Below are 23,983 nucleotides of genomic sequence, written 5' to 3'. Positions count from 1 at the left end.
GTAGGGGGAGGCAAACGCCAGAACACCGGAACCGGTTGCAGTGATTTCGGCGCTTATAGACCCGATGTTTTATGTCCGATAACCCCTCGATCTGGATGTTTCCAAATCCTATCCCTTGTCACATCCGACCTTTGAGCCTAGCTTGAGCGTCAGGTCTGCAACCGACTGTCAGGCAGGAGCACACACCCCCATGAGCGAATCCGCCTTACCAAGAGCAGCCGCATGGGTTGCCGCCGTCGTTCTGGCGATGTTCCCGATCGTCATCCCCGCTCAGCCCGCGGGGGCGCTGGCGGTGTTCAACGTCAAGGACTACGGAGCCACCGGCAACGGCTCCACGAACGACACCTCCGCCATCAACTCGGCCATCACGGCGGCCAACAGCGCCGGCGGCGGGACCGTACAGTTCCCGTCGGGCACGTACAAGTCCGCCAACACCATCCACATGAAGAGCAACGTCACCCTCCAGCTCGACGCCGGCTCCACCATCATGGGCGCCTCCAACGACGACTATGACGCACCGGAGTCGAACCCGAACGACAACTACCAGGACTACGGGCACAGCCACTTCCACAACGCGATGATCTATGGCGACCGCCTCACCAACATCGGGTTCGTCGGGACGGGCACCATCGACGGCGGCGGCAACCTCATCACCGGCAACCCCAACTCCGGCGAGGCGGACAAGATCATCTCGCTCACCCGGTGCGACGGGCTGACGGTCAGCGGCATCCGCCTGCGGCGCGGCGGCCACTTCGCGATGCTCACCAACGCCTGCAACAACATCACCTCGGACGACCTGCGGATCGACACCGCCAGCGACCGTGACGGCTGGAACGTCATCAGCGCGCAGAACGTCACGATCCGCCGCCCGAACATCGCGGCCAACGACGACGCCCTCGTCTTCAAGAGCGACTGGGCACTCGGCCAGACCTACGCCAACGGGAACGTCACCGTCACCGACGCCCAGCTCTCGGCCGTGTGCTGCAACGCGCTGATGTTCGGCTCGGAGACCTGCGGCAACTTCACCGGCTACCACTTCGAGCGCATCTCCATCAACGGCTCGAACAAGTCAGGGCTCGGCATGGTGTCGATGGACGGCACGGTCATCTCCGACGTCCACTACAAGGACATCACGATGACCAACGTACGGGCGGCGATCACCGAGAAGATCGGCACCCGCAGACGATGCGGCGGCAGCCCCGGCGTCGGCCGCATCGAGAACATCACCTACGAGAACGTCACCTCCTCCGGCCAGAGTGGCAACAACTTCACCGCCACCCTGTGGGGCGAGTCGAACACCAGCAACCGGATCCGCAACGTCACGTTCACCAACGTCGACCTGACCGTCCCCGGCGGCAACGGCTGCATGGGCACCGGCGTGCCGAGCAACGACGCGACCAACTACAACCCGAACAGCATCGGCACCCGGCCGGCGTACGGGTGGTACATCCACAACGCGCACGACATCAAGTTCGTCGACAGCTCGGTCCAGTTCAACTCCAACGACTGCCGGCCCGCGGTGATCGCCAACACGGGCAGCACGGTGACCTTCGACCGGTTCACGGCCGAGCGGGGCAGCAACAGCCCGAATGACATGGTCTTCCAGACGATCACCGGCTATTGCGTCCAGAACAGCCAGAACACCGCCGGCGGGGCCCTGCGGGTCAGCGCCACCGGCTCTTCCGACAACTGTACGCCGGGCAACCCCGGCACCGAGTTCCTGGAGGCGGAGGACGCCACGATCTCCCAGGGCGTCGTGGAGTCCAACCACGCGGGCTTCAGCGGCACCGGCTTCGTCAACGGTGACAACCTGGTCGGCAGCTACGTGGAGTGGAGCGCGCCGGCGACGCAGGCGGGCAACACCACGCTGACGTTCCGCTACGCCAACGGCACCACGACCAACCGGCCGATGGACATCACGGTCAACGGTGTGCTGGTCGCCGACGAGTTCCCGTTCCCGCCGACCGGGGACTGGACCACCTGGCAGTCCGTGACGGTGACCGCGCCGTTCAACGCGGGGGCGAACGCCGTACGCGCCACCTCCACCACGGCCGGCGGCGGCCCGAACCTCGACTACCTCGACACCGAGGTGGCCGGGCCCGCGCCCACGGAGTACCAGGCGGAGAACGCGACGATCTCCCAGGGCGTGGTCGAGTCCAACCACGCGGGCTTCACCGGCACCGGGTTCGTGAACTATGACAACCTGGTCGGCAGCTACGTCGAGTTCGCGGTGACGGCCGCCCAGGCGGGCAACGCCACGGTGGTGCTGCGCTTCGCGAACGGCACCACGTCCAACCGGCCGATGGACATCACGGTCAACGGTGTCCTGACCTCCGACGAGCTGGCCTTCCCCGCCACCGGCGCCTGGACGACCTGGAGCACCGCCACGGTGACCGTCCCGCTCAACGCGGGTGCCAACGTGATCCGGGCGACCTCGACCACGGCCGGCGGCGGCCCGAACCTGGACAAGATCTCGGTCGCCTGAGCGAACCTTCCCCCTTCCGCCTTCCTGCGGGCGGAACGGACCGCCGCCCCGCCTCCACCGGCGGGGCGGCGGCTTCGTGAAGAGGTACCGGGAGCCCGGCGGCTCGGCGGCAACGGCGCGCGATATAAAGATCACCAAGCAAGGCGCGCCGCTTGGGAGCGCTCCCAAAAGACCAAAAGGACCTCTCTTTTGTTCCACAACCGCATCGCCGCGGTGTTCACCGGTATGGCACTCGTGCTCTGCACCGCCGCCACACCCAGCTCGGCGACCCCGCCCACCACGACCAACCCCGCAGAACCCACCAAGCCCAGCACCGTCACCCTGATCACCGGCGACGTCGTCGACTTCACGCCGGGCGAGAACGGCGAGCCGCCGAAATTAGCCACCCGGGCCGCGCCCCGGCCCGACGGCTCGACGGTGACGTTCGCCACGCTGCCCCACCGCGACGGAGGCACCCTGGTCATGCCGTCCGACGCCGCCGACCTGGTGGCCGCGGGCACGCTCGACGAGGAGCTGTTCGACGTCGAGACACTCGTACGGGAGAACCGCGCCAAGGCGATCCCCCTGATCATCACGTACAGCGGCAACCCCGGCGCGAAGGCCGCCGAAGCCCTGCCCGGCACCGAGCGCACCCGGACGCTCGACATCATCCACGGCGCGGCCGTGACGGTGCGGACCACCGAGTCCGGCAAGCTGTGGTCAGCGCTCCAACCAGGAGCCACGCTCAAGAGCGGCATCTCCAAGATCTGGCTGGACCGCCGCGTCAAGGCGTCCCTCGACCAGAGCGTCCCGCTCATCGGCGCCCCCACCGCGTGGCAGAAGGGCTTCGACGGCGCCGGCACCAAGGTGGCGGTCCTCGACACCGGCATCGACGCCGGGCACCCCGACTTCGCCGGCCGCATCCTCGCCACCGAGAACTTCTCCACCACCCCGGACACCACCGACGTGGTCGGCCACGGCACCCACGTCGCCTCCACCATCGCCGGCTCCGGCGCGGCCTCCAACGGCAAGTACCGGGGAGTCGCGCCCGCCGCGTCGCTGCTCGTCGGCAAGGTGCTCGACGACGACGGCTACGGCGAGCTGTCCTGGCTGATCGCGGGCATGGAATGGGCCTCGGCCCAGGGCGCCGACGTGGTGAACATGAGTCTCGGCGTGTGCTGCGGAGACGGCACGGACCCGACGAGCCAGGCGGTCAACGAGCTGACGAAGAAGTACGGCACGCTGTTCGTCGCCGCCGCGGGCAACGAGGGCGAGCCCCAGACGGTGAGCGTCCCCGCCGCCGCCGACAAGGCGCTCGCGGTCGGCGCGGTGGACAAGGTCACCGGTACGACCCTGGCCCCCTTCTCCAGCATCGGGCCCCGCCTCGATGACGCCGCGGTCAAGCCGAACATCGTGGCTCCCGGCGTCAACATCGTCGCCGCCCGCTCCGGCACCTCCGGCCAGCCGTCCATTCCGGGCAACGACCGCTACACCTCCTTCAGCGGCACCTCGATGGCCACCCCGCACGTCGCGGGCGCCGCGGCGGTGCTGGCCCAGCAGCATCCCGACTGGGACGCCGACGAGCTGAGCGCCGCCCTCGTCTCCACCTCGGCGCGCAACGCGGAGCACAACTGGTTCGAGGAGGGCGGCGGACGGCTGGACCTCGGGCGCGCGGTCACCCAGAGCGTCTTCGCCGACCCGGTCGTCGACTTCCTCCGCCTCGAACGGGACAAGGGCAGCGTCACCAAGAAGGTCACGTACCGCAACACCGGCGCCGCGCCCGTCACGCTCGCGCTGAAGGCCGACACCCGCGCCTGGAGCGGCGGCCCCACCCCGGCGGGCGCGATCCGCCTGGGCGCGGAGACCGTCACCGTCCCCACGAACGGCACCGCCACCGTCGACCTCACCGTGAACCCGGCCCTCGGCCCCGAGGGCGCCTACGGCGGCTGGGTCACCGCGACCGCGGGCGACGCCCGGCTGGCCACGCCCTTCAGCTACTACACCGGCCCGGACACGCACCTGCTGAAGATCTCCCTGACCAACTCGTACGGCGCCAAGGAGTTCTCCTCCCGTCCCGGCCAGGGCGGGCGGCTCGGGCCGCTGGTCTACATCGTCCCGCTGCGGCGGAGCAACAGCCCGGATGACCCCTTCCATCCGTACGCGTACTACTACGGCCGCCTCGACCTGACCGGGAACGGCGAGCAGTACCTCCCGGACGGCGACTACGAGGTGATCGCCGTCGCGAACGAGACCTACATGAGGACCCGCACCTCCCTGGTCATCCGCGACGTGACTCTGAAGGACGACCAGACCCTCGAGCTGGACGCCCGCGACACCGTCCCGCTCAAGCCGACCTCGCGCACCCCCATGGACGCCGAGGGTAAGGTCCAGTACGTCCGGACCTTCACCGACCGCCCCTCCCCCGTCACGATCACGGCGAGCACGGAGAACGGCAGGCACGTGGACCTGTACGCCACGCCGGTGTCGTCGGTCAAGGCGGGCACGATGAGCCTGTCGCACATGTGGCAGATGGAGCCCGGCGTGCTGGCCGGCGCCACGGCGGGCCGGCTCACCCTCGACCCGTCCTACGAGGTCGACACGGTCCGCTCGCTCATCACCAAGCCCACCGCCTATCCCCTGGTCTACGCCGGTCAGGGCAGGCCGGCGGACTTCGAGGGCCTGGACCTCACCGGCAAGCTGGCCCTGGTGGGGGTGCCACTGGGCACCGGCCCGACGCCGTACAGCGACGCGACCCCGCGGATGGACGAGGCGTCCGCGCTGGCCAAACAGGGCGGCGCCGCCGGTTTCATCGGCTTCTACGACGCCGACGGGGCCGGGACGCGGCTGCCGGGCTTCGCCGACACCAGGTTCCTGCGGTTCGGGCTGGACGCGGCGCAGGGTCGCGCGCTGCGGGCCGTCGTCCAGCGTGGGGCGACCTCGCTGCGGCTCACGCCGTACTCCGGGGAGCCCTCTTTCTACCGGCTGCGGTACGACTCGAAGGGGAAGATCCCCCGCAAGCCGGAGAAGCTGGACCGGGACCGCCTGGCCCGCGTCGAGACCCGCTACCACGCCGACCAGCCGAACGCCCAGGGACACCTGCTGGTGACGACGTCCGCCGGTGCCGCCGAGCTGTCGTTCGGCCAGTGGGTGACGATGCCCTTCGAACGTACCGAGTACTACGGCCCGGTCCGCGACGACGTGCGCTGGTCACGCGCGATCGGCAACCAGGGCCTGGAGCTCAGGTCGCAGGACACGTTCGGGAGGGCGGGCCGTACGGACGAGGACTGGTTCAAGGCCCCGCTGGTGCCCGGCGCCGCCGTCGGGCCGGCGCCCTGCGCGCTGTGCCGGGACGGAGACCGGTTCGTACCCGCCGAGCAGTGGCTGGACTCGGACCCGCGCCACTACAGCGACCTGAGCACGGTCTCCTCCGCTCCCCGTCTGGTGGCGGGCGGCACCGAGATCCCGGTGCAAGGCTGGGGCCCCCGCTCGTTCACCGTGCCCGCTGGACCGTCGGCGTACCGGCTGGACACGGTGGACACCACCTACCGGACCTTGTCCCCCAAGGTGACCTCCGGCTGGCGGTTCACCTCGACGGGAGCGCCGTCCGGCAAGCCGCGCGACCATACGTGCAGCTTCGGTCCCGCCTGCGCGTTCCAGCCTGCTCTGGTACTCAGGTACGACCTGCCGGTGGACCTGCTCAACCGGGCCTCTTCCGGGCGGCCTTTCACCTTCGAGCTGACCGCCCGCCCGGCGGCGCGTTCGGCTTCGGAGGCACGCTCGGCCCGGGTGGAGTACTCCGTCGACGACGGCACCACCTGGCGCCAGGCCGAGAACGTGCGCAAGCTCGGCGACGGCCGTTTCCGAGTGCGCATCCTCCACCCAGCACTGGCCGCCACCAGCGGCTTCGTATCACTGCGGGTGAACGCTGAAGACAAGACTGGCGGCACGGTCACCCAGACCGTCGACCGCGCGTACGGCCTGAAGTAACCTCTTCGGCTTCGGCGGCCACGGGATGCTCGCGTTCCGTGGCCGCCTACCCGCATGTCCAGTGCCAGCCGTTCCGGCACAATGGCAGCGAATTTGAGCCCGAGAACGGCGCGACGGTCGACGTTCGCGAGCATGACGACCTTGTCATGTCCCGCGCTGCACGTCGCGACACGCATGCTGGACTTCAGCAGCCCAAGGACACCCTGGCCTCGCCGGCTCCGGGACGTCAGCTCTTTCTTCACCCTGGAGGAGCTCCACTGGCCGGCACCTGGGTCGACCGCCGGGTGCTCTCCCAGTCGGCGGTCGACTGGCAACGGCATGCGGTCGAGCGTCTGTTCGGCGATGATCGAGCGCTCGGTTCAAAGGCTTTCCGTCGAGAGCTCCAGGACTGCCTACGCGCTACCCTGACCATCGCCAGTGACAGTCGCCGGAAGCTGCGCCACCTCATCGACCTGGGCCGGCCCGGATACCCCGAAAATTCCGCCGGGGGACCCGCCATACATACGCCGAAGTCGTGGTGTCACTGGTAGAGCCACGACTGAAGTACCCGCACTACATGCTCAAGAAGAAGGACCGTCGATCACGGTGAGCTTCGGGAGTACTCGACGGCGCTCAGCAGCCGCGATGACGGCCACGTCGAGCAGACGGAGCGAAAGGCCCTCAAGGGGTGCTTTCTATGGCCTATCACGCCGATGTGAAGCGGGGGTGGCGTCCTTGATCTACAGTGACAGTTCGGCAGAACGCCCAATTGGGTGGAACTACTCCGCCCTCGCAACCAGTTCTTCAGGAAGGCCCCGGCGGATGACCTGGAATGCATGGATGGGCGTACTTCACTGGGCAGCGTTCGTCATGGCCTGCGCGGTCGGGGCGTTCGGTTTGCTGGCGCTGAACACTAAGCTGCTGCATGCACGATGGCAGCGTCACCGGGGTGGAATCAGAGCGGGCCAACTGATTGCCAAGGCCGCCTGCTTGCTAGCGGTGTTTCTGATGGCCATGGCTAGCATTGCCTTCTTCGACTTTCCTCGCTGGCTGGTGCTGGCTCTGATCCCGCTTCAACTGGTATGCCTCGGCGGCTATATATGGTTGTGGTTGGTGGCACAGAGGATTAGATCGGAGAATGCGCCTCAATGAGGCACACCCCATCATGCTGGCGGAAACGGCCTGCACATTGGCCGCCGCCTCCGCCTCGGTCACCCAGACCACCGTCGCCTCGTCCTCATGAGCCACGGACAGACTCTAGAACCCCAAACCCATCCCGATCAGGTGATTTCGGGAAGTTTCCGCCGCACCGAGGCCAGGATCTCGCGAACCCCTGGTGACTAGCTGCTGATCCAGTGAAAGGGTCTCGTTCATGGACGAGCTTAGAGAATTGATCGAATCCTTCTTCAAGGCGGTCTCGTTCGACAAGGGTGGCCGGCCGTCCTACGCCGCGATCCACGATCTCTTCATCATGGACGGCAGGCTGATCAGGAGCGGTCCCGGCGACCCGGAAATCCTCACCGTCGCCCAATTCGCGACTTCTCGCGGCAAGCTGTTCGAGGCGGGCGAGCTCACGGCCTTCCGCGAAACCGAGTCGGCGGCGACAACGGAGACATTCGGCAACGTGGCTCATCGTTTCAGCACCTACCGGAAAGAGGGCGTCTTGAACGGGGCGCGGTTCACCGTAGAAGGCCTCATCTCAACTCAGTTCGTCCGGTTGGCGGGCGAGTGGAAGATGAGTTCCATGGCCTGGGACGATGAACGCCCCGGCCTGGTCATCCCCCAGCGATACAGATGACCAGGCAATACCGGCGACTGATCCGCAGCCGCCGGATCAACCCACCACGCCGGGCACGGCGTACTTACCTTCCGCGTGGAGCGGGAAGAGCTCACGGGCCTTCCCCGTCCGCACATTCACCGCGTAGGCCACCTCTGACGCACCGCTCGTGGACGACTGCTCGACGGCGATCAGCGTGATCTCGTCGGCCGTCAACCAACCGCCCAGCTTGTCCGGCAGCATGTTCTCCGGAAGGCCGGACACCGCCACCCGCTTCTGGGTGGCCCCGGTGAGGGCGTCGAAGATGACGATCGTTCCGTCTCTCCGCACCATGGGCGCCGTACGGCGCAGGACCTGCCCCACTCGAACGAGCGTGCGGCCATCGAGGTTCAAGGCGCTGAAAGCGTAGGTGAAGTCGGGGATGGTGACCGGCTTATGGCCACGCACCCAGACCTGGGTGGTGTTGTCGTACGGCTTGGCCAGCACCACCGGGCCGTCACCATCTGCCACGCTCACCGGCCACCAGCCCTTGTCCAGTTCCTCCACTGTCCCCTGCTCGACGTCCACGAGCATTTTCGGCTGACGCCGGCCACCCCAACCGGAGACGATGAAACGCAACCCGTTGGGTGACATCCGAAGGGCGTACTCGTCGGCGAAGTCCTCCTTCGGCTGCTTCAGCGGTGACTTCCAGATCCGGCCACTGGCCAGGTCGCGCACCACGATGCCGCGGCTCTGCACGCTGTAGTAGGCGATCCGGCGACCGTCAGCCGTGGCCGTCACCGGCCCCGGTCCGGCGGGTAGCTGGTAGATTTCGCCGCTTTGGGTGACGATGCGCCACCCGTCCTGCTTACACCCTTCTGCGCAGGACGGCCGATAAGCCTGCTGTACCGGCGCGACCCCCTTCTCGGGCAGCGGGAGCGCCTTGGTCTCCGGTGGTGTGAGTACGACCGGCGGCACCCGCCGTACCTCTTGCTGGAGCAGTATGACGGAGCCGCCGGCGATCCCGACGACCACCGCGGCTGCGGCGGCCAGCGACAGGCGGACCACACGGCTGCGGCGGCGCGCTCCCCTGATCGCCAGGTCGGCCAGGTCGACGTCGGGAACGTGGGCGGCCAGCTCGTGCAGATCATCACGGAGCGTGTTCATCTGTCCACCTCCTGCGGGGTGAGCGCGCGCAGCTTCGACAGCGCGTAATGCGTCTGACTCTTGACCGTGCCCAGCGAGACGCCCATGAGCTGGGCGGTCTCGTGTTCGGTGCGATCTTCGTAGTAACGCAGCACGATCACCGTCCGCTGTTTCGGGGTGAGCTGGGCGAGCGCCTGAAGCAAGGCGAGCCGCCGCACGGTCGCCTCGTCGTGCGACTGGCCGACCTCCGGCAACTCGCTTCCCGGCAGCTCGACCCGCTTGCGTCTGCGCCAGGAGATGTTCTGGTTGACCAGGGCCTTACGGGCGTACGCCTCGGGATTACCGCCCTTGGTGAGCTTGGGCCAGTGTGAGGCGACACGGGTGAGGACCGTCTGCAACAGATCCTCGGCGAGATGGGTGTCTCCAGTGAGCAGGTACGCCGTCCGCATCAGCGATTGCTGACGGGCACGCACGAACTCCTGGAACCCCTCAAAACGGTCCATGCTCTTAAGAACTCCGGGGAAGACTCCGAAGTTGGAATGCTCGCTTACATAGGGCCACCAGCACTACTGGGCGTGCCCCTGAAGGAGCCGTTCCCACAGCCGCTTCGCGTCGGCGACCCGAAGCCAAGGACTCTCACTGAGACGGATGCCCTCCGACGACCTCTCCGTACGGCGGATGTGGCCGAGTCCGCCCGCCACGCAGAACTCGTACACCGTGATCAAGCATTCGCACGTGTGGCTTCGGACCCTGACGGAGTTGCTTCTGGCCACCGAGTCGGACCAGTCAATCGCGGTGTACCCCTTTCGTAGGGGCTTCAGGTGCGGGCCATGGAATTCCTCCATGATCATGCTGATCTCCAAGGAGGATCGCGTCATCAAGTTCCGGACACGGGATGGACTTACTCAGGCGCTCCCGTACTGGCCGAGGCCTTCGAGCCATGCAGAGCTCCGGCGTCCTCTATGTCAGGAATCGAGACGATCACAACACAACTCTCGCCCTCCTCCTCGCCCTGATCGCCACCGCGCATCCCGCCGAACGACACCTCCCCGAGATAACCGCCATACAGCTCCATCGCCTGAACTCCTTTCGCCTGCCTCCGTTGTGGCACAACCTTAGGCTCACCTATACCCACCTGTCTAGGACTAGCCTGGACGCGACCTGTACTGCTTGGTCTATGTATGTAAGTAGGTGACGGTCTAGGGTCCGCCTGTGATGTTGCCTGACACGCCCTGGACTTCCGACGACTGGAACCCCGAGTTCTACCGATACGAGCAGATAGCCGACTGGGTTGGAGAGCGCATCCAAGCCGGCGACTACCCGCCGCGTACTGTGCTGTCCGAGGTACAACTCCAGGGCTACTTCGCCGTCGGCCGTGACACCATCCGCAAAGCGTTCGCCATCCTTCGCGAACGTCAGCTGATCATCACCAAGCCCGGCAGGGGATCCGTCGTCGTACGCCGCGATGACAACGAATCCTGAGACAGCCAGCTTCTTGGAGTTCGAATAGACCACCACTTAGTTTTGTGGTCGAAAGCCCTTAGCGGCTAGGCGCCTTATGGCCTGCACGTAGCGGGCCGATTGCCGAAACCATCTCTCACGCTTGATCGTCTAACGGTGCGTTCCGTTTCTTCGCGATCTGAGGACACACCGATGCGGCAACTTCGCCCAGCACTCCCCGCCCTCTTCGTCATCATTTGCCTCACCGCGTGTGGGCCCATCAACTTGCCCGCACCGGGCAAGACGGTCGCCGGGTCAGATCAAGCACCCACCGCCACCGCAACCAAGGCCACCAAAGCGAAAAAGCCCAGCCCGACCACAGAGGCGAAGGCGTCGAAGAAGAAGCTGCCGAATGTCGTCGGCATGAACCTCCAAGCAGGCCAAGACAGGTTGCAAGCAGCGGGCTTCTACATCCTCAACGACAAGGACGCCACCGGCCAGAACCGTTTCCAGGTGTACGACCGCAACTGGGTCGTCACCCGGCAATCCCCTGCCGGCGGCAGCCGGGTCAGCACCTCCACGCTGATAACCCTCTATGCGAAGAAGTACGGCGAATAACGCACCATAGTTGCATCAGCCCAGGCGCCAGAAAAAGCGCCGCCACCCATGAAAGGGCGGCGGCGCGCATGGCTCAAACGTCAGGTGCGGTGCACGTCAGGTGCAGTGTTCGAAGGGGCTGTTGTAGGTGGACGCACCGGCCTTGCCGCCCCACTTGACGCACTTGTCCGCCGCGCTGGCGACTACCGGGCCCGCGTAGTAGGTGAAATTGCCCGTGTCGGTGGCCCGCGTCTTGCCCTTCACCTCCAGGTAGGCGCTGGTGGCGGTGGCCTTGCCGAGGGAGGTCGACTTGATGGTGGCCACGCAGTTCTTGCCGTTGGCCGAGTTGAACAGCAGGTAGACCTTGCCCGCCGTGCCCAGGGCAGCCGAGTCGATCACCTTGTAACCGCTGCCGCACACCGACTCGGCAGTGTTGGGGTTGCCGCCGCCTCCGCAGTTCTTGGAGGTGAGGGTCTGGTTCGGGTAGCCGAACGTGGCCCCGTTGAAGACGGCCTTCTGGATGTTCGAGGGGTAGCTGCTGCCCTTGCGCACCTCGAAGTGCAGGTGCGGCGAGATGCCGTTGCCCGGCTTGCTGGTGTTGCCGACCGCGCCGATCTTCTGGCCCTGGGTGACCTTGGCGCCCGCGGCGACGGCGCGCGAGTTCAGGTGCGCGTAGAAGGCCGTGTAGCCGCCGCCGTGGTCGATCTTGACCAGGTTCCCGTAGCCGTTGGTCGAGCCCTGGTGGGCCGAGATGACCACGGTGCCCGCCGCGGCGGCGACCACGGTGTCGCCGAGGTCGGCGTTCGCCGTGCTGCCCCGGTTGAAGTCGATCTCATACGACCGGTGCGCGCTGCTGCCGCTGGAGTTGCCGGTCCACTTCTGGCCACAGGGGAAGGGGAGCTGGAAGCGCGGGGCGGCCAGGGTCGACACCTGCGGCCCCTCCACCTGGTTCGGCGGGTCGTTGTTGTCCGGCCCAGAGGTCGGCGTGGGGGTGGGGGTGGCGGTCGGCGTAGCGGACGGCGTCGGAGTGGCCTCGGCCCCCATCGTGCTCGCTAACGCGCCCTGGCCGGACGCGAGACAGATGAACAGGGCGAACCCCGCCGTGAGCACAGCTTTGGGTCTCATACCAATCCTTTCAACGCGTGCCGGAGCCGCGCATGGGTCTATGGGGTCGTTCCAAGCGCTCTTGCTGGAGATCAAGAGTGCGGATGAGCCATACAGAGAACATCCAGAAGCCGCATAGAGCGCCATCCGCGCCGAGCACACGCCGGCCGGGAAGCGTAGTTCGACCTGCGACAGTGCAGCATTTCAGCCCGCGGGTTCCTCTCCTTCGATCAGGACCCCCTTCGGCCGTGCGGGCAGGAGCGAGACCGTGCCCAGCAGCCAGTCCGCCAGGCGATCGCGTTCGACCAGGATCAGCGGCTCCCGGGCGCCGAGCGCCTCCAGCCGGGCCTGACGGGTCAGCTGCCCCGAGGTGACCAGGACGCCGATGTGCCCGGCGAAGGTGTTGGCGAGCGCGCCCAGGAAGTTGCGGACGTCGGGCGCGCCGACGGTCTTGCTGTAGCGCTTGCACTGGATGGCGTACTTCCCGTGTCCGGGAGCGACGGCGGTGATGTCCACCCCACCGTCGCCGCTACGGCCGCGTTCGTGGACCTGCCGGAAGCCATCGGCGATCATCCGCTGCGCGACCAGGTGCTCGAACTGCGATCCGGACATCCGGTCGATCTTCTCCAACTCGACGTTGGCCGCCAGGAACTGCCGTCTGCGTGCCTCGATGGCCTGGTAGCGCAGGAGCAGCCCGTCGCCGAGCACCGCCAGGACCAGGCAGACGATCGCCGCCGCCCAGACCGGATGGTCGCGGACGAACGAGACCACGACCGCCCCGGCGATGGCCACACCCGCGATCCCCAGGACCCATATGTCCTGTCTGCTCCGTGACTTTCTTCTACCCTGTCTGGATCCCCTCGCCATGGGTGCCCCTCCTCGATGGGTGGTGTCCCTGGCGAGTGTGAGCCACCGGTCCGACAAAAAACATCGTGCTGAGAGGATCAGTAGCCCGCCGGTGCCGGCCAGTGGCGCTCGACCCCGGTCCTGTCCAGCTCCCCGGTGAACTCCTCCAGCAAGGTCTCCTTCTCCCTGACCTCCTGCGGCTCCACCCCCCGGCGCAGGCAGTACGCGGCCAGCCGGCCCGCCGCCTCGCCCACGTTCCACTCCACCGGATGCAGGCGGAAACACCCGTTGGAGATGTGCGTGGTGCCGATGTTCTTGCCCGCAGGCAGCAGGTTGCGCATCCTGACCGGCAGCAACGCGCCGAGCGGGATCTCGAAGGGCACGCTGGCGATGTCGATGTAGTTGTCCCCGCCGGTCGACGGGTGCAGGTCGATGCGGTACGCGCCGACTCCGACGGAGTCATGGTGCCGCAGCGTGCCCCGGCCGCCGAGGATGGCCCTGGAGACGTGGTGCTCGGTGACGGTGGTGACCGCGCGGATCCGCCTCGATTCCCTGACATAGGCGGACTTCGCCAGCCCGTCGGCGGTGCCGACCACGTCGTGGCGGAGCCGGAGCCCGGGAAAACCGGTGCCGCCGTCAGGGCGGGGCGCTTCGGTCTGGAGCCAGTACAGCACCGACAACGACAGCTGCTTGGCCTCCTTGTGCGCCAGCGCCGCCGTGCCGGCGTCCACCTCGATGATCGGGCGCAGCCAGTAGTCGTTCAGCGGCCAGTTGACCAACGTGATGTCGGAAGCGGCGAAGCCGGGCTCGAACAGGTCCCGGGCGAGGATCCTGCGGAACATCCACAGGTCCTTGTCCCCTGATTGGGCGCTCTGGTCGGCCAGCACCGCGCGGGGGTCACCGGTCGGGTTGGGGTCGAACCAGCGGGCCTCGGGCTCCAGGGTGCGGGGGTCCGGCGCGCTGAAGCCGAGCAGTGGGCCAGGCCAGAAGTCGGGCCGGTAATCGCGCCAGAATCCATAGTCCGCGGGCCGGTCGATGACGTGGTTCTCGCCCTCGTGGTGGGAGACGGCGAAGCAGTAGGTGATGCCCTGCATGTTCAGCGGCTGGTATTCGTCCGGCGCGTGCGGCTCGTCGTGCTCGCCGCGGGCCTCCGCGCCTGTGACGTACTCCGTTTTCGCCAGCGGCAGCAACTCACCGGTCTCCGTCGCGTCGAGGACGTAGGCGGCGGCGATGGTGCGCGAGTCGCCGGAGCGGAGGTCCAGCAGCGTGACCGCGCTGACGCGGTCACGGTCCACCTCGACCTCGACGGGGCGGTGTTCGAGGAGGACGCGCAGGCGCCCGGCGGCCACGTGGGGAGCCAGCATGGCCTGCAGAACCGCCAGGGAGACGCGTGGTTCGTGGCACAACTTGCTGACATATCCGGCACCAGGGTTCAGCTCGCGCCAGCGCTGCGCGCCGCCGGTCATGGGATACCAGCGGCGGTAGTAGTCGCGGATGGAGCCGCGCACCTCACGATAGGTGGCGGTGGCGCCGTAGCTCTCGATCCACGGGTGCTCGTCAGGAGGTACGGCCTGCGCGGTGAGCTGGCCGCCGATCCAGTCCGTCTCCTCGGTGAGGACGACGTCGTGGCCCGCGCGGCAGGCGGCCAGGGCCGCGGCGACGCCGCCGAGCCCACCGCCGACGATGAGGATGTCGGTCATGGGTGCTGCCTTTCGAGAGGGCTAATGGGGAGGTGCCGCGGTCTCGCCCGGCTCCAGCTCGCAGGTCATGAGCTGGTGCCTGGGGACCGTACGGTCTCCCGCGATGAGTTTCGTGAGCAGCCGGACGGCCGCGGCCCCCATCTCGCGACGGGGCACGGCGAAGCCGGTCAGACCCGCCGGGCGGTCGGCGGGGTCGCCGAGCGTGGCCAGGGAGAGGTCGTCGGGGAAGCGAAGCCCCGCGCCCTCGGCGGCCGCCAGGAGGGCGCGGTGGGCGGCGTCGGTGTCGGTGGCCTCGGTGACCAGCGCGGTGACGCCCTGATCGCGCCAGGCGCGCAGCCGGTCGGGGGTCAGGTCGGCGCCGTCGGTGCGCACCACCTCGGCGGCCAGCCCGCATTCGTCCATGCCGCGTCGGAAGCCCGCCTCCCTGTCAACAGAGGTGATCGCCTCGTCGGCTTCGCGTACGTACAGGATGCGCCCATGCCCCAGCCCGGCCAGGTGCCGCACCACGGCGGCGCCGGCGGAGACGTAGTCGGCGCCGATGTAGGGCAGGCGGTCGCCGAACTCGTCGTGCCGCCCTATATAGACGACGGGCAGATCGGTGGCCAGCAGGCGGTCCATCTCCGGCACGGGCAGGTGCCTGCCCAGGAACAGGCAGCCGTCGGCCAGGCGTACCCGGTTGAGCACCTGAGCGTGCGGGCGCTCCCCCGTGACGCTGGAGGCGATGAACATCAGCAGGTCGTAGCCCTGCGCCGCCGACTCCTCCTCGATGCCCACCAGGAACGGGTAGTAGGCGTGCGACATCTCCGTGGGGAAGGTCGAGGTGAAGGTGTAGAGGCCGAGCAGGTTGTTCTGACCGGCCGCCAGGCGGGTGGCGATCGGGTCGGGCACGTAGCCGAGCTGCTCGGCGGCCGCCATGACCTTGCGCTGGGTCTCCTCGGCGATGCCCATGGCGGCGGCGCCGCCACCGAGGATCAGCGACACGGTCGGCTGTGAGACGCCGGCCAGGCGAGCGATGTCCGCCTGACGAGGACGACCGCTGGGTCTCATGGCATATCCCCCAAGAAGTAGTAGATCACGGAGCTTCGAGCCCGCCGTCGGGCCTGCGCACCCGCGCGGCCCACCGCTCGTGCAGGTGCGTCTCCGGCGGGTACCGCCTGGCGGCGCTCTCATCGAGGTCGATGCCCCAGCCGGGCCGGTCGGAGGGGGCGATGTAGCCGTTCACCGTACGCAACGTGCCCGGGAACACCTCGTGCACGGTCTCCGGGTAGACGTGCGCCTCCTGGATCCCGAACGCGGGGCTGGTGACGTCGAGCGTGACGTTGGCCGCCGCGCCCACCGGCGACACGTCCGGCGGCCCGTGCCAGGCCGTCCGCACGCCGGTCAGCTCGCACAGCGCGGCGAGCTTGCGCACGGGCGTCAGCCCGCCGACGGCCGAGACGTGCAGGCGCAGGTAGTCGACGCCACCGGAGGTGATGAGCCGCGCCGCGTCGGTCACCGAGGAGACCAGCTCGCCGGAGGCGATCGGCATCGGCGCCGCGGCCCGCACCTCGGGCAGCCGGTCGAAGTGCTCGGGCGCGAGCGGGTCCTCCAGGAAGAACAGCCGGTACGGCTCCAGCGACCGCGCGAGCACGACGGCCTCCTTCGGCGTGAGCCGGTTGTGCGCGTCGTGCAGCAGGCCGAGTTCGTCACCGAGGACCTCGCGGGCGCGCTCGAACAACTTCGGCGTGCTCCGCAGGTAGTGGCCGACGTCCCAGCCGTCGGGGTGGGGGCTGTCCGGATATCCGCCGGGCGTGCCGACGCCGCCGTACGTGCCGAGCCCCGGCCCGCCCGCCTGCAGCCGTACGTAGCGGTAGCCCTGCTCGGCGAGCGCGGCGGCCCGCTCGATCGACTCCTCGACCTCGCCACCGCGGGCCCCGGTGTAGACGGCGGCGGCCGCCCTGACCCGCCCGCCCAGCAGCTCGTACACCGGCACGCCGAAACGTTTGCCGGCGATGTCCCACAATGCCTGGTCGATGCCGGACAGCGCGTTGTTGTGCACCGGCCCGCCTCGCCAGTACGAGGAGTAGTGCAGCATCCGGCCGATGTCCTCGATGTCGGCGGGATGCCGGCCGATGACCATGGGCGCGATGTGGTGCTCAATCGCGGCGACCACGGCGTGGAAGCGCTGGGTGAAGGTGGCGCAGCCCAGGCCGTACAGGCCGGGTTCTGAGGTGTCGATCCGCACGACGACGAGCGGGACGCCGCCCGGCGCGGTGACGATCGTGCGTACACCGGTGATGCGCAGCCCGTCCCTGGCCTGCCACGGCGCCTGCGTCTCCGGCATGATCATTATTGTCGCTCCTCTGGAAACGGATGCACAGCGGTGAACCCGAGCAGCCGCCTGGCCGGTTCGAGATCGATGGCCACCGCCCTGCCGGGCAACGCCGTACGGCACGGCACGCCGGGGTGGTGCGCCGCGAGCAGTTCCTCGGTGGGCGTCGTCATGAGCGTGTCGGACGCGGCGACGAAGATGACCGGCGCGCCGGACAGCGGGGCCGTCAGCCCGAGCAGGCAGGCCCGCGCGGCGTCGCGCAGGTCGAGGTAGCTCCACATCTCCGTGGCCCCGGCCGCGGGATCGCCGGCCAGCCGCTCCGCGCGCGCGGCGAGCCTGGCCTGGTCGCCGAGGAAGGGGAAGCGCAACGCGGCGACGGTCATGCCGTGCCGCCGGTGCATCATCGCCGCCGTGGCCTCGTCCACCTGCTTGGACAGCGCGTACGGGTCCTCGATCAGCAACGGCACGTGCTCGTCCAGCGGCAGATACGGCGGGCTGGGGCGCGACCTGGCGAAGGGCAGGCCGGTGATCGACAGGCTGCTGGCGATCACCGCCCGCCGTACCCCTTGCTCTCCCGCCTCGTTCAGCACCACGAACGTCGCCTGCGTGTTGGCCGCGAACACCACCTCGGGCGCCGCCACCTCGGGCGAGGCCAGCGCCGCCGTGTGCACGACGGCGTCGGCCCCGTCGAGGGCCGCGTGGACGGCGGCCGGGTCGCGGGCGTCGCCCACGACGACCCGCTCCGCCGCCGGCGGGCCGGGATCTCGCTCGACGAGCGCGGTCACGGCGATATCGCGTGAGGCGAGTTCTGCCAGTACGGCGGAGCCGAGGCGGCCGGCCGCGCCGGTGACCAGGACCCTCATCCCTTCAGCCCCGTGAAGGCGATGCCCCGGATGATCTGCCGCTGGAACAGCAGGAACACCAGGACCGGCGGGATGATCGCGATCAGCATCCCGGCGATGAGCAGGGCCTGGTCCGAGGTGTCGGCCAGCCGGGGCAGGGCCACCGCCAGGGGCTGGCTCTCGGTGTCGGTGATGGCGATCATGGGCCAGAGGAAGTCCTTCCACGCATTCATGACAGCCAGCAGTGATACCACGGCCAAGATCGGCCGCGACATGGGCAGCACCACCCGGGTGAAGATCCGCCACGGCCCGGCGCCGTCGAGGCGCGCCGCCTCGAACAGCTCCTTGGGTATGCCGTCGAAGAACTGCTTGACCAGCAGGACGTTGAAGGCGTGCGCCCCTGCGGGCAGCCACACCGCCAGCGAGGTGTTGGCGATGGACAGGTCCAGGACGGTCAGGTACAGCGAGACCATCGAGACCGTGCCGGGCAGGAACAGCGTCGCCAGGACCGCGCCGTAGACATACTTGCCGTAGGAGGGCCGCAGGACCGACAGCGCGTAGGCGCCGGTCGTCGCGACGAACAGCTGGGTGAACCAGGAACCGGCGACGAGGACGACGGTGTTCGTCAGGTAGTGGCCGACCTCCAGGGTCGTCCACGCCTCCGCCAGGTTCGACCAGCGAACGTCCGCCGGCCACAGGGCCAGCGGGCTGCGCAGCGACTCCTGGGTGGAGGAGATCGCGCCCTTGAAGATCCAGTAGATCGGCCCGGCGCCCTCCAGGAGCAGGGCCACGATGAGCAGCACCTGGGTGGTGCCCAGTCCGAGGCGCATCCCGCGCCGTTCGGTCTCGGAGATCACTCCCCTCACTTCGTCCCCCAAGTTCTGGTGAGCCGCAGGTACACGGCCGACAGCGCCGCCAGCACCACGGCCAGGCTCACGCTCAACGCCGCCGCCGTGCCGTAGTCGCCGTTGACGAACGCGTACCTGTAGATCAGCAGCAGCACCGTGACCGTCGAGTCCTCCGGCCCGCCGTCGGTCAGCACGAACGGCTCGGTGAACACCTGGAAGGTGTTGATCACCTGGAGCAGCAGCATGATCAACAGGATGGGCCGCAGCTGCGGCAGTGTCACGTGCCACAGCCTGCGCGAGATGGACGCGCCGTCCAGCTCGGCCGCCTCGTACAACTCGGTGGGCACGCTGGACAGCGCGGCCAGGTAGATGAGCACGGCGCCACCGGCGCCCGCCCAGGTCGCCTCCAGGACCAGGCTCGGCATCGCCATGCCCGTGGACTGCAACCAGGGGTACGGTCCCAGCCCGACCAATCCGAGCAGCTGGTTGAACAGGCCGGAGTCGGGGTCGTAGAACCACTTCCACATCAGCACGGCCACCACCGGCGGCACCACCACCGGCAGGTAGACCAGCACCCGCATCAGCCCGGAGCCGCGCCGCAGCTCCGACATGAGCACCGCCAGGAAGATCGGCAGCGGAAAGCCGATCACCAGGGCCAGGCCGGTGAACAGCAACGTGTTGCGCGCCGCCAGGCCCAGCAGGGGGTCGGCGAGCAGGGTGCGGAAGTTGTCCAGGCCCGCGAACGTCGCCGCCTCGACCAGGTTGGTCCGCTGGAAGCCGAGCACCACGCTGCGGATGATCGGCCACCACGAGAACAGGCCGAAGACCAGCACCGTCGGGATGAGGAACAGCGCGGCCGCGACGCCTTTGCCCCGGGTCACTGTGCTTTCTCAAGCAGCGGGGCGACTCGGGCCGCCGCCTTGGTCAGCTCGTCGCGCGGGTCGGCGTCCTTGCGGGTCAGCACGGCCTGTACGGCGGTGTCGAGGGCGCCGTACAGGTCCTGGGCGGCGACCGGGGGCTCGACGACGTACTCCAGCTTGTCGGTGTCCTTCACGTAGGGCGCGAAGTTCGCCACCGGGATGTTGGCGTGCTTGGCGATCGCGGTGTTCACCGGACCCGCCACCGATGTGCCGTAGAACGGCAGCGTGGGCAGGCCGACGGCCAGCTTGTCCGCCGCGTTGGCCACGGCCAGCTGCTCGGCGGCGGCCGGGTCGTAGTTGGGCTTGAGGTAGTAGAAGTCGATCCACTTCACCGCGGCGGCCCGCTGCGCGGCCGTGGCCTTGGCGTTGACGGCCGCCACCAGCCCGCCCAGCAGCGTCGCCTTGCCCGCGCCCTGCTGCGGCAGCGCCGCGATGCCGAAGTCGTCCGGCTTGCCGGAGTAGAGGGTGATGTAGCGGTTGTAGCTGTTGACGGTGCCGATCAGCATGCCGATCTTGCCGGCCGCGAAGTCGCGCTCCGCGTCCTGCTGGGTACGCAGCTGGTTGGCGCCCATGGAGTCGTCCTGCCAGCGCATCGCGGACAGGTGCCGCAGCGCCTGCTCCGCCGGGCCATCCAGGAGCGCGGACACGTACTTGTCGCCCTCTTGCTTGACGCCCTCCTGCTTCTCCATCCGCCCGCCGAAGGAGTAGGTCATCGCGGTCAGGATCCAGCCGCCGGTGTTCTTGACCGTCATCTGCGTGTAGCCGGCCACGCCCGTGCCGGCGATCTTCTTGGCGGCCGCCCTGACCTCGTCCCACGTGGCCGGCGGCTGGTCGGGGTCGAGCCCTGCCTTGGTGAACAGGGCGCGGTTGTAGACCAGGCCCAGCGCGTACTCGGTGACGGGCAGGCCGTAGACCTTGCCGTCCGCGCCGGTCGCGGGGGCCAGCGCGCGGGGGTCGAAGTCTCCGGCGTGCGGCAGGCTCTTGATCTCGGCGCTGAGGTCGGCGACCTGGCGCCGGGCGATGAGCCCCGGCGGCTCGGTGAGCGGCACGGTCAGCACCGTCTCCGCGTTTCCGCCGGCCAGCCTGGTCGCGAACGTCCTGGCGTCCCACTGCGTGTCGGTCGGTTTGATCTTGATGGCAGGGTTGGCCTTCTCGAACGCGGCGACCGCGTCGAGGAACTGCTTGCGGGTCTTGGCGGCGGTGGTGGGAGGCATGCCCGCCACGGTGATGGTGGTCGTGCCCGAGTCCTCACCCGACGAGCCGGACGCGCAGCCCGCCGTCGCGGCGGCGAGCACGAGCGCCCCCGCCATCCACTTCCTGGAGGCTGATACATCCATGGCCACTCCTCTACCTAATGCGGATTAGGTGGCATCTAATCCGCATTAGGAGGGGGTGTCAAGGCGTTACCGCCAGATTACGTGATGCGCACAGATCACCCTTGACACTCTCGTTCGGGCCGTACTACACATCTCCCTAATCCGCATTAGGTCGACAGGGAAGAGATCTTCATGTCCGACATCCCCCGACGCCGCTTCCTCGGCGGAGCCGTGGCCGCCGGGCTCGCGGGAGCGTTGCTCCCCACGGCACAAGCCCGGGCCGACACCCCTTCGATCTCCGCCGACGGCATCACACTGACCGCCGGCACCGACGGCGGCATCACCGTCCGCGACGGCGGCGGCGTCGAGCGTATCAGGCTCACCGGGTTCATGACCAAGGACTCCGTCACCGGCATCCAGCGCACCACCGGCGGAACGCCGTCGCTCGTCACGCTCCCGGACGGCACGCAGGCCATCCAGGTCGACTACACACTCCCCGCCGCGGCCGGAGGAATCACCGTCCGCGGCGTCTTCCGCGTCGCGGCGCACCGGGCGAAGCTCCGCTGGGAGGTCGGCGGCTCGACCACGCTGATCCCGGCCGGTTTCATGCTCGGCCGCGCCGTCGTCTCCCCCTCGGCCCCCGAGTCCTTCGCCGCGCTGACGACGTGGAACCGCGACGCCGGGGGCGGAGTGCCGTACGAAACCAATGCCGGGGTCATCTACCAGGAGACCTGGGCCGACACCCGCGCCTACTTCCGGCTGGCCACCACCACCCCGTCCTGGACCAACGCCACCTGGATCCACGCCCCCGGCACCGGAACCACGAGCGCGGCCGTGACGGAGGCCGACCTCGTGCTCGGCTCGATGCGGCCGGCCGCGGGCGGCACCATGGGCGCGGGCCTGCCCCTCGGCGTGGAGGTCTGGACCGACCAGCCCTTCTCCCTCTGGGACGCCGGCGGCCAGGCCATGGCCCTGCACGCGGAGGTGGCCAACGGCGGAAGCGCCGCCCGCAGCGTGAAGCTGACGTGGTGGGCGCGCGACTTCGACGGCAAGACGCTGGCCGGCGGCAGCGTGACCGGCACGGTCGCGGCGGGAGCCGCCTGGAGACAGACCTTCACCGTCACCTCGCCACCCCGCGGGATCGTGTTCACCGAGGTACGCGCCACCGCGGGCACCGACAGCGCGTTCGCCCGCACCAACCTCGCCGTCCTGCCGCCGCACACCTATCAGGCCGGCGCCGACAGCATGTTCGGCATCGCCAACTACCCCTGGCTGCTCAAGCCCGACACCGCCGCCGTCGTGGGACTGATGCGGCGCATAGGCATCCAGCGCGTCCGCATCTCCTACGACGGCGGGCCGGGCCTGCCGCCCGCCGCCCTCGACGCGGCGGGGATCAGCCACAACATCGAACTCGCCGGAATCCCCCTGGGCGGAACGGCCGCCGAGGTCGCCGCCTGGGCCGACACGAACACGCAAAAGGCGATCGGGTCGGGTGCCTACTACTTCGAGGTCGCCAACGAGGTGAACAAGCCATGGATGAGCGGCGAGACCGCCGCCGCGTACGTACGGGACGGCTTACGCCCGGTACGCGACCGGCTGACCGCCGCGGGAGCGCCCACCAAGGTGCTCAACGCCGGCCTGGCCGGCATGGATCACGTGTGGACCAAGAACTTCCACGACGCCGGCGGCTGGGACCTCATCGACGGGTTCGCCTTCCACCCGGGCCGGGGCAACTTCACCCCGGACTACGCGCCGCCTCCGGAGGAGTGGACGCAGGGCACCAACGGCTCCTACTGGAACTTCCTCGGCGGCCTGCGCAAGGCCCGCGAGACGATCGCGGAGTACGGGCACAAAGAGTTGTGGCTGACCGAGGCCTACGCCTGCACGAAGCCGAACAGCTGGTGGCACGACACCTACCGGCAGGCCGCGGAGAACGTCCTGCTCACCCTGGCGCTGGCCATGGCCGAGGGGGTGAACTGCGTGAACTGGTACCAGCTGCACGACAGTGTCCTGGGCAAGCCGCAGATGGCCGACCCGGCCAACCCCGAGTACCACTACGGGCTCATGAACCGCGACCTCAGCGCCAAGCCGTCCATGCTCGCCTACGCCACGGCCGCGCAGGTGCTGGACCGGGCGACGTTCGTCCGCTGGCTGAAGCCGGCCGACCCCGACCTGAAGGGACTGCTGTTCGACACGCCGGAAGGACCCGTCTCGATCCTGTGGAGCAGGAAGGACGGGTACCTGCTCAACACCGATCACGCGCCGGGCGCCACGTGGTTCGCCGCGCCGGAACCGTGGGTGGACGACTGGCCGACCAAGACGGAGCTGAAGGTGGCCGCCGCCGGGCGCTCGGTGCGGGAGCTCGACTGCCTCGGCAGGGAACGGCTGCTCACCGCCCGCGACGGCAAGGTCAAGGTCTGGCTGGACGGCGCCCCACGCATCTACTACGGCCTCACGGCAGCCCCTGACCAACTGCCCTGAGGCCTTCAGCGGCGGTCCCGGCTCCCGCCAAGGAACCGGGACCGCCTCTGACCACCTAGGCGAGATGCGGGAAGATCAGCTTCAGGTCGTGCTCGAGCTTGCTCATCAGGGTGGCGTCGTTGATCTGATCGCCGGCGTAGTGGGCCTTGGCGCTCTTCTGCTTGCCGTCACCGTCGAGCACCGTCTGGGTCGCGGTGCGCGATCCGAGCAGGGAAATGCACCAGAAATCGGCGTAACGGCCGCCAT

General features: G+C 68.6%; 21 protein-coding genes. 8 read left to right on the top strand and 13 right to left on the bottom strand.

The features are described 5' to 3' along the window. Positions 1 to 190 precede the first annotated feature (190 nt). The 5 genes from AB0B64_RS05490 (at position 191) to AB0B64_RS05470 (ending at position 8,228) form a co-directional block, all read left to right on the top strand. Positions 191 to 2,485, top strand: a complete 2,295-nt coding sequence (locus AB0B64_RS05490) for a glycosyl hydrolase family 28 protein (RefSeq protein ID WP_358174918.1) — start codon at positions 191 to 193, stop codon at positions 2,483 to 2,485. A gap of 189 nt (positions 2,486 to 2,674) precedes the next feature. After that, positions 2,675 to 6,451, top strand: coding sequence for a S8 family serine peptidase (locus AB0B64_RS05485; RefSeq protein ID WP_358174915.1), 3,777 nt, complete (start codon positions 2,675 to 2,677; stop codon positions 6,449 to 6,451). A gap of 38 nt (positions 6,452 to 6,489) precedes the next feature. Next, positions 6,490 to 6,981, top strand: coding sequence for a hypothetical protein (locus tag AB0B64_RS05480; protein ID WP_358174912.1), 492 nt, complete (start codon positions 6,490 to 6,492; stop codon positions 6,979 to 6,981). Between the two features lie 289 nt (positions 6,982 to 7,270). Beyond that, positions 7,271 to 7,582 (top strand): hypothetical protein, encoded by a 312-nt coding sequence (locus AB0B64_RS05475; RefSeq protein WP_357940468.1) that lies wholly within the window; start codon positions 7,271 to 7,273, stop codon positions 7,580 to 7,582. A gap of 238 nt (positions 7,583 to 7,820) precedes the next feature. Then, positions 7,821 to 8,228 carry a DUF4440 domain-containing protein gene (locus AB0B64_RS05470; RefSeq protein ID WP_358174910.1) on the top strand — a complete coding sequence of 136 codons (408 nt, stop codon included), beginning with the start codon at positions 7,821 to 7,823 and terminating at the stop codon, positions 8,226 to 8,228. A gap of 36 nt (positions 8,229 to 8,264) precedes the next feature. Here the strand turns inward: AB0B64_RS05470 and AB0B64_RS05465 are convergent, their stop codons facing one another. From AB0B64_RS05465 to AB0B64_RS05455, 3 genes are all read right to left on the bottom strand, one after another. Next, positions 8,265 to 9,353 (bottom strand): hypothetical protein, encoded by a 1,089-nt coding sequence (locus AB0B64_RS05465; protein ID WP_358174907.1) that lies wholly within the window; start codon positions 9,351 to 9,353, stop codon positions 8,265 to 8,267. Continuing rightward, positions 9,350 to 9,835 (bottom strand): SigE family RNA polymerase sigma factor, encoded by a 486-nt coding sequence (locus tag AB0B64_RS05460; protein ID WP_357940462.1) that lies wholly within the window; start codon positions 9,833 to 9,835, stop codon positions 9,350 to 9,352. The genes AB0B64_RS05465 and AB0B64_RS05460 overlap by 4 nt, the downstream gene beginning before the upstream one ends. 398 nt (positions 9,836 to 10,233) lie before the next feature. Continuing rightward, positions 10,234 to 10,407, bottom strand: a complete 174-nt coding sequence (locus tag AB0B64_RS05455; protein WP_358174904.1) for a hypothetical protein — start codon at positions 10,405 to 10,407, stop codon at positions 10,234 to 10,236. A gap of 140 nt (positions 10,408 to 10,547) precedes the next feature. Here AB0B64_RS05455 and AB0B64_RS05450 point away from each other — a divergent pair, with 140 nt between their 5' ends. Next, the gene (locus AB0B64_RS05450; protein ID WP_357941471.1) at positions 10,548 to 10,814 is read left to right on the top strand and encodes a winged helix-turn-helix domain-containing protein; all 267 of its coding nucleotides are present in this window, start codon (positions 10,548 to 10,550) and stop codon (positions 10,812 to 10,814) included. 171 nt (positions 10,815 to 10,985) lie between these two features. Continuing rightward, entirely contained in the window at positions 10,986 to 11,390 is a 405-nt protein-coding gene (locus tag AB0B64_RS05445; RefSeq protein WP_357940456.1) for a PASTA domain-containing protein, read from the top strand. Between the two features lie 96 nt (positions 11,391 to 11,486). Here AB0B64_RS05445 and AB0B64_RS05440 read toward each other — a convergent pair whose 3' ends face one another. The 9 genes from AB0B64_RS05440 to AB0B64_RS05400 all read right to left on the bottom strand — a co-directional run bounded on the left by AB0B64_RS05440 (position 11,487) and on the right by AB0B64_RS05400 (position 21,277). Continuing rightward, a complete protein-coding gene (locus AB0B64_RS05440) occupies positions 11,487 to 12,494 on the bottom strand; it encodes a M23 family metallopeptidase (protein WP_358174901.1) in 1,008 nt (335 codons plus the stop codon). A 183-nt stretch (positions 12,495 to 12,677) separates the two neighbouring features. Next, complete coding sequence (locus AB0B64_RS05435; protein ID WP_358174898.1) at positions 12,678 to 13,265, bottom strand: restriction endonuclease; 588 nt, start codon at positions 13,263 to 13,265, stop codon at positions 12,678 to 12,680. Between the two features lie 152 nt (positions 13,266 to 13,417). After that, the gene (locus AB0B64_RS05430; RefSeq protein ID WP_358174895.1) at positions 13,418 to 15,019 is read right to left on the bottom strand and encodes an FAD-dependent oxidoreductase; all 1,602 of its coding nucleotides are present in this window, start codon (positions 15,017 to 15,019) and stop codon (positions 13,418 to 13,420) included. 21 nt (positions 15,020 to 15,040) lie between these two features. Then, positions 15,041 to 16,066: a LacI family DNA-binding transcriptional regulator gene (locus tag AB0B64_RS05425; RefSeq protein WP_358174892.1), complete on the bottom strand. Its 1,026-nt coding sequence runs from the start codon at positions 16,064 to 16,066 to the stop codon at positions 15,041 to 15,043. A gap of 25 nt (positions 16,067 to 16,091) precedes the next feature. Then, complete coding sequence (locus AB0B64_RS05420; RefSeq protein WP_358174889.1) at positions 16,092 to 17,342, bottom strand: enolase C-terminal domain-like protein; 1,251 nt, start codon at positions 17,340 to 17,342, stop codon at positions 16,092 to 16,094. A 5-nt stretch (positions 17,343 to 17,347) separates the two neighbouring features. After that, positions 17,348 to 18,193 carry an NAD(P)-dependent oxidoreductase gene (locus tag AB0B64_RS05415; RefSeq protein ID WP_358174886.1) on the bottom strand — a complete coding sequence of 282 codons (846 nt, stop codon included), beginning with the start codon at positions 18,191 to 18,193 and terminating at the stop codon, positions 17,348 to 17,350. After that, on the bottom strand, positions 18,190 to 19,029 hold the full coding sequence (locus AB0B64_RS05410) for a carbohydrate ABC transporter permease (RefSeq protein WP_358174883.1): 840 nt from the start codon (positions 19,027 to 19,029) through the stop codon (positions 18,190 to 18,192). Before AB0B64_RS05410 ends, AB0B64_RS05415 begins: the two co-directional genes overlap by 4 nt. Before the next feature lie 5 nt (positions 19,030 to 19,034). Then, positions 19,035 to 19,901, bottom strand: coding sequence for a sugar ABC transporter permease (locus AB0B64_RS05405; RefSeq protein ID WP_358174880.1), 867 nt, complete (start codon positions 19,899 to 19,901; stop codon positions 19,035 to 19,037). Beyond that, positions 19,898 to 21,277 (bottom strand): extracellular solute-binding protein, encoded by a 1,380-nt coding sequence (locus tag AB0B64_RS05400; protein WP_357940438.1) that lies wholly within the window; start codon positions 21,275 to 21,277, stop codon positions 19,898 to 19,900. Before AB0B64_RS05400 ends, AB0B64_RS05405 begins: the two co-directional genes overlap by 4 nt. A gap of 171 nt (positions 21,278 to 21,448) precedes the next feature. Here AB0B64_RS05400 and AB0B64_RS05395 point away from each other — a divergent pair, with 171 nt between their 5' ends. Next, a complete protein-coding gene (locus AB0B64_RS05395) occupies positions 21,449 to 23,737 on the top strand; it encodes a hypothetical protein (protein WP_358174878.1) in 2,289 nt (762 codons plus the stop codon). Positions 23,738 to 23,792: 55 nt separating this feature from the next. On the opposite strand, the gene AB0B64_RS05390 is transcribed toward AB0B64_RS05395, so the two are convergent. Continuing rightward, positions 23,793 to 23,918 carry a hypothetical protein gene (locus tag AB0B64_RS05390; RefSeq protein ID WP_357940434.1) on the bottom strand — a complete coding sequence of 42 codons (126 nt, stop codon included), beginning with the start codon at positions 23,916 to 23,918 and terminating at the stop codon, positions 23,793 to 23,795. Positions 23,919 to 23,983 lie beyond the last annotated feature (65 nt).

Origin of the sequence: Nonomuraea sp. NPDC049129 (assembly GCF_040648495.1) — a bacterium.
Classification (GTDB): Bacteria; Actinomycetota; Actinomycetes; order Streptosporangiales; family Streptosporangiaceae; genus Nonomuraea.
This window is presented reverse-complemented; position numbering and strand designations above follow the sequence as displayed.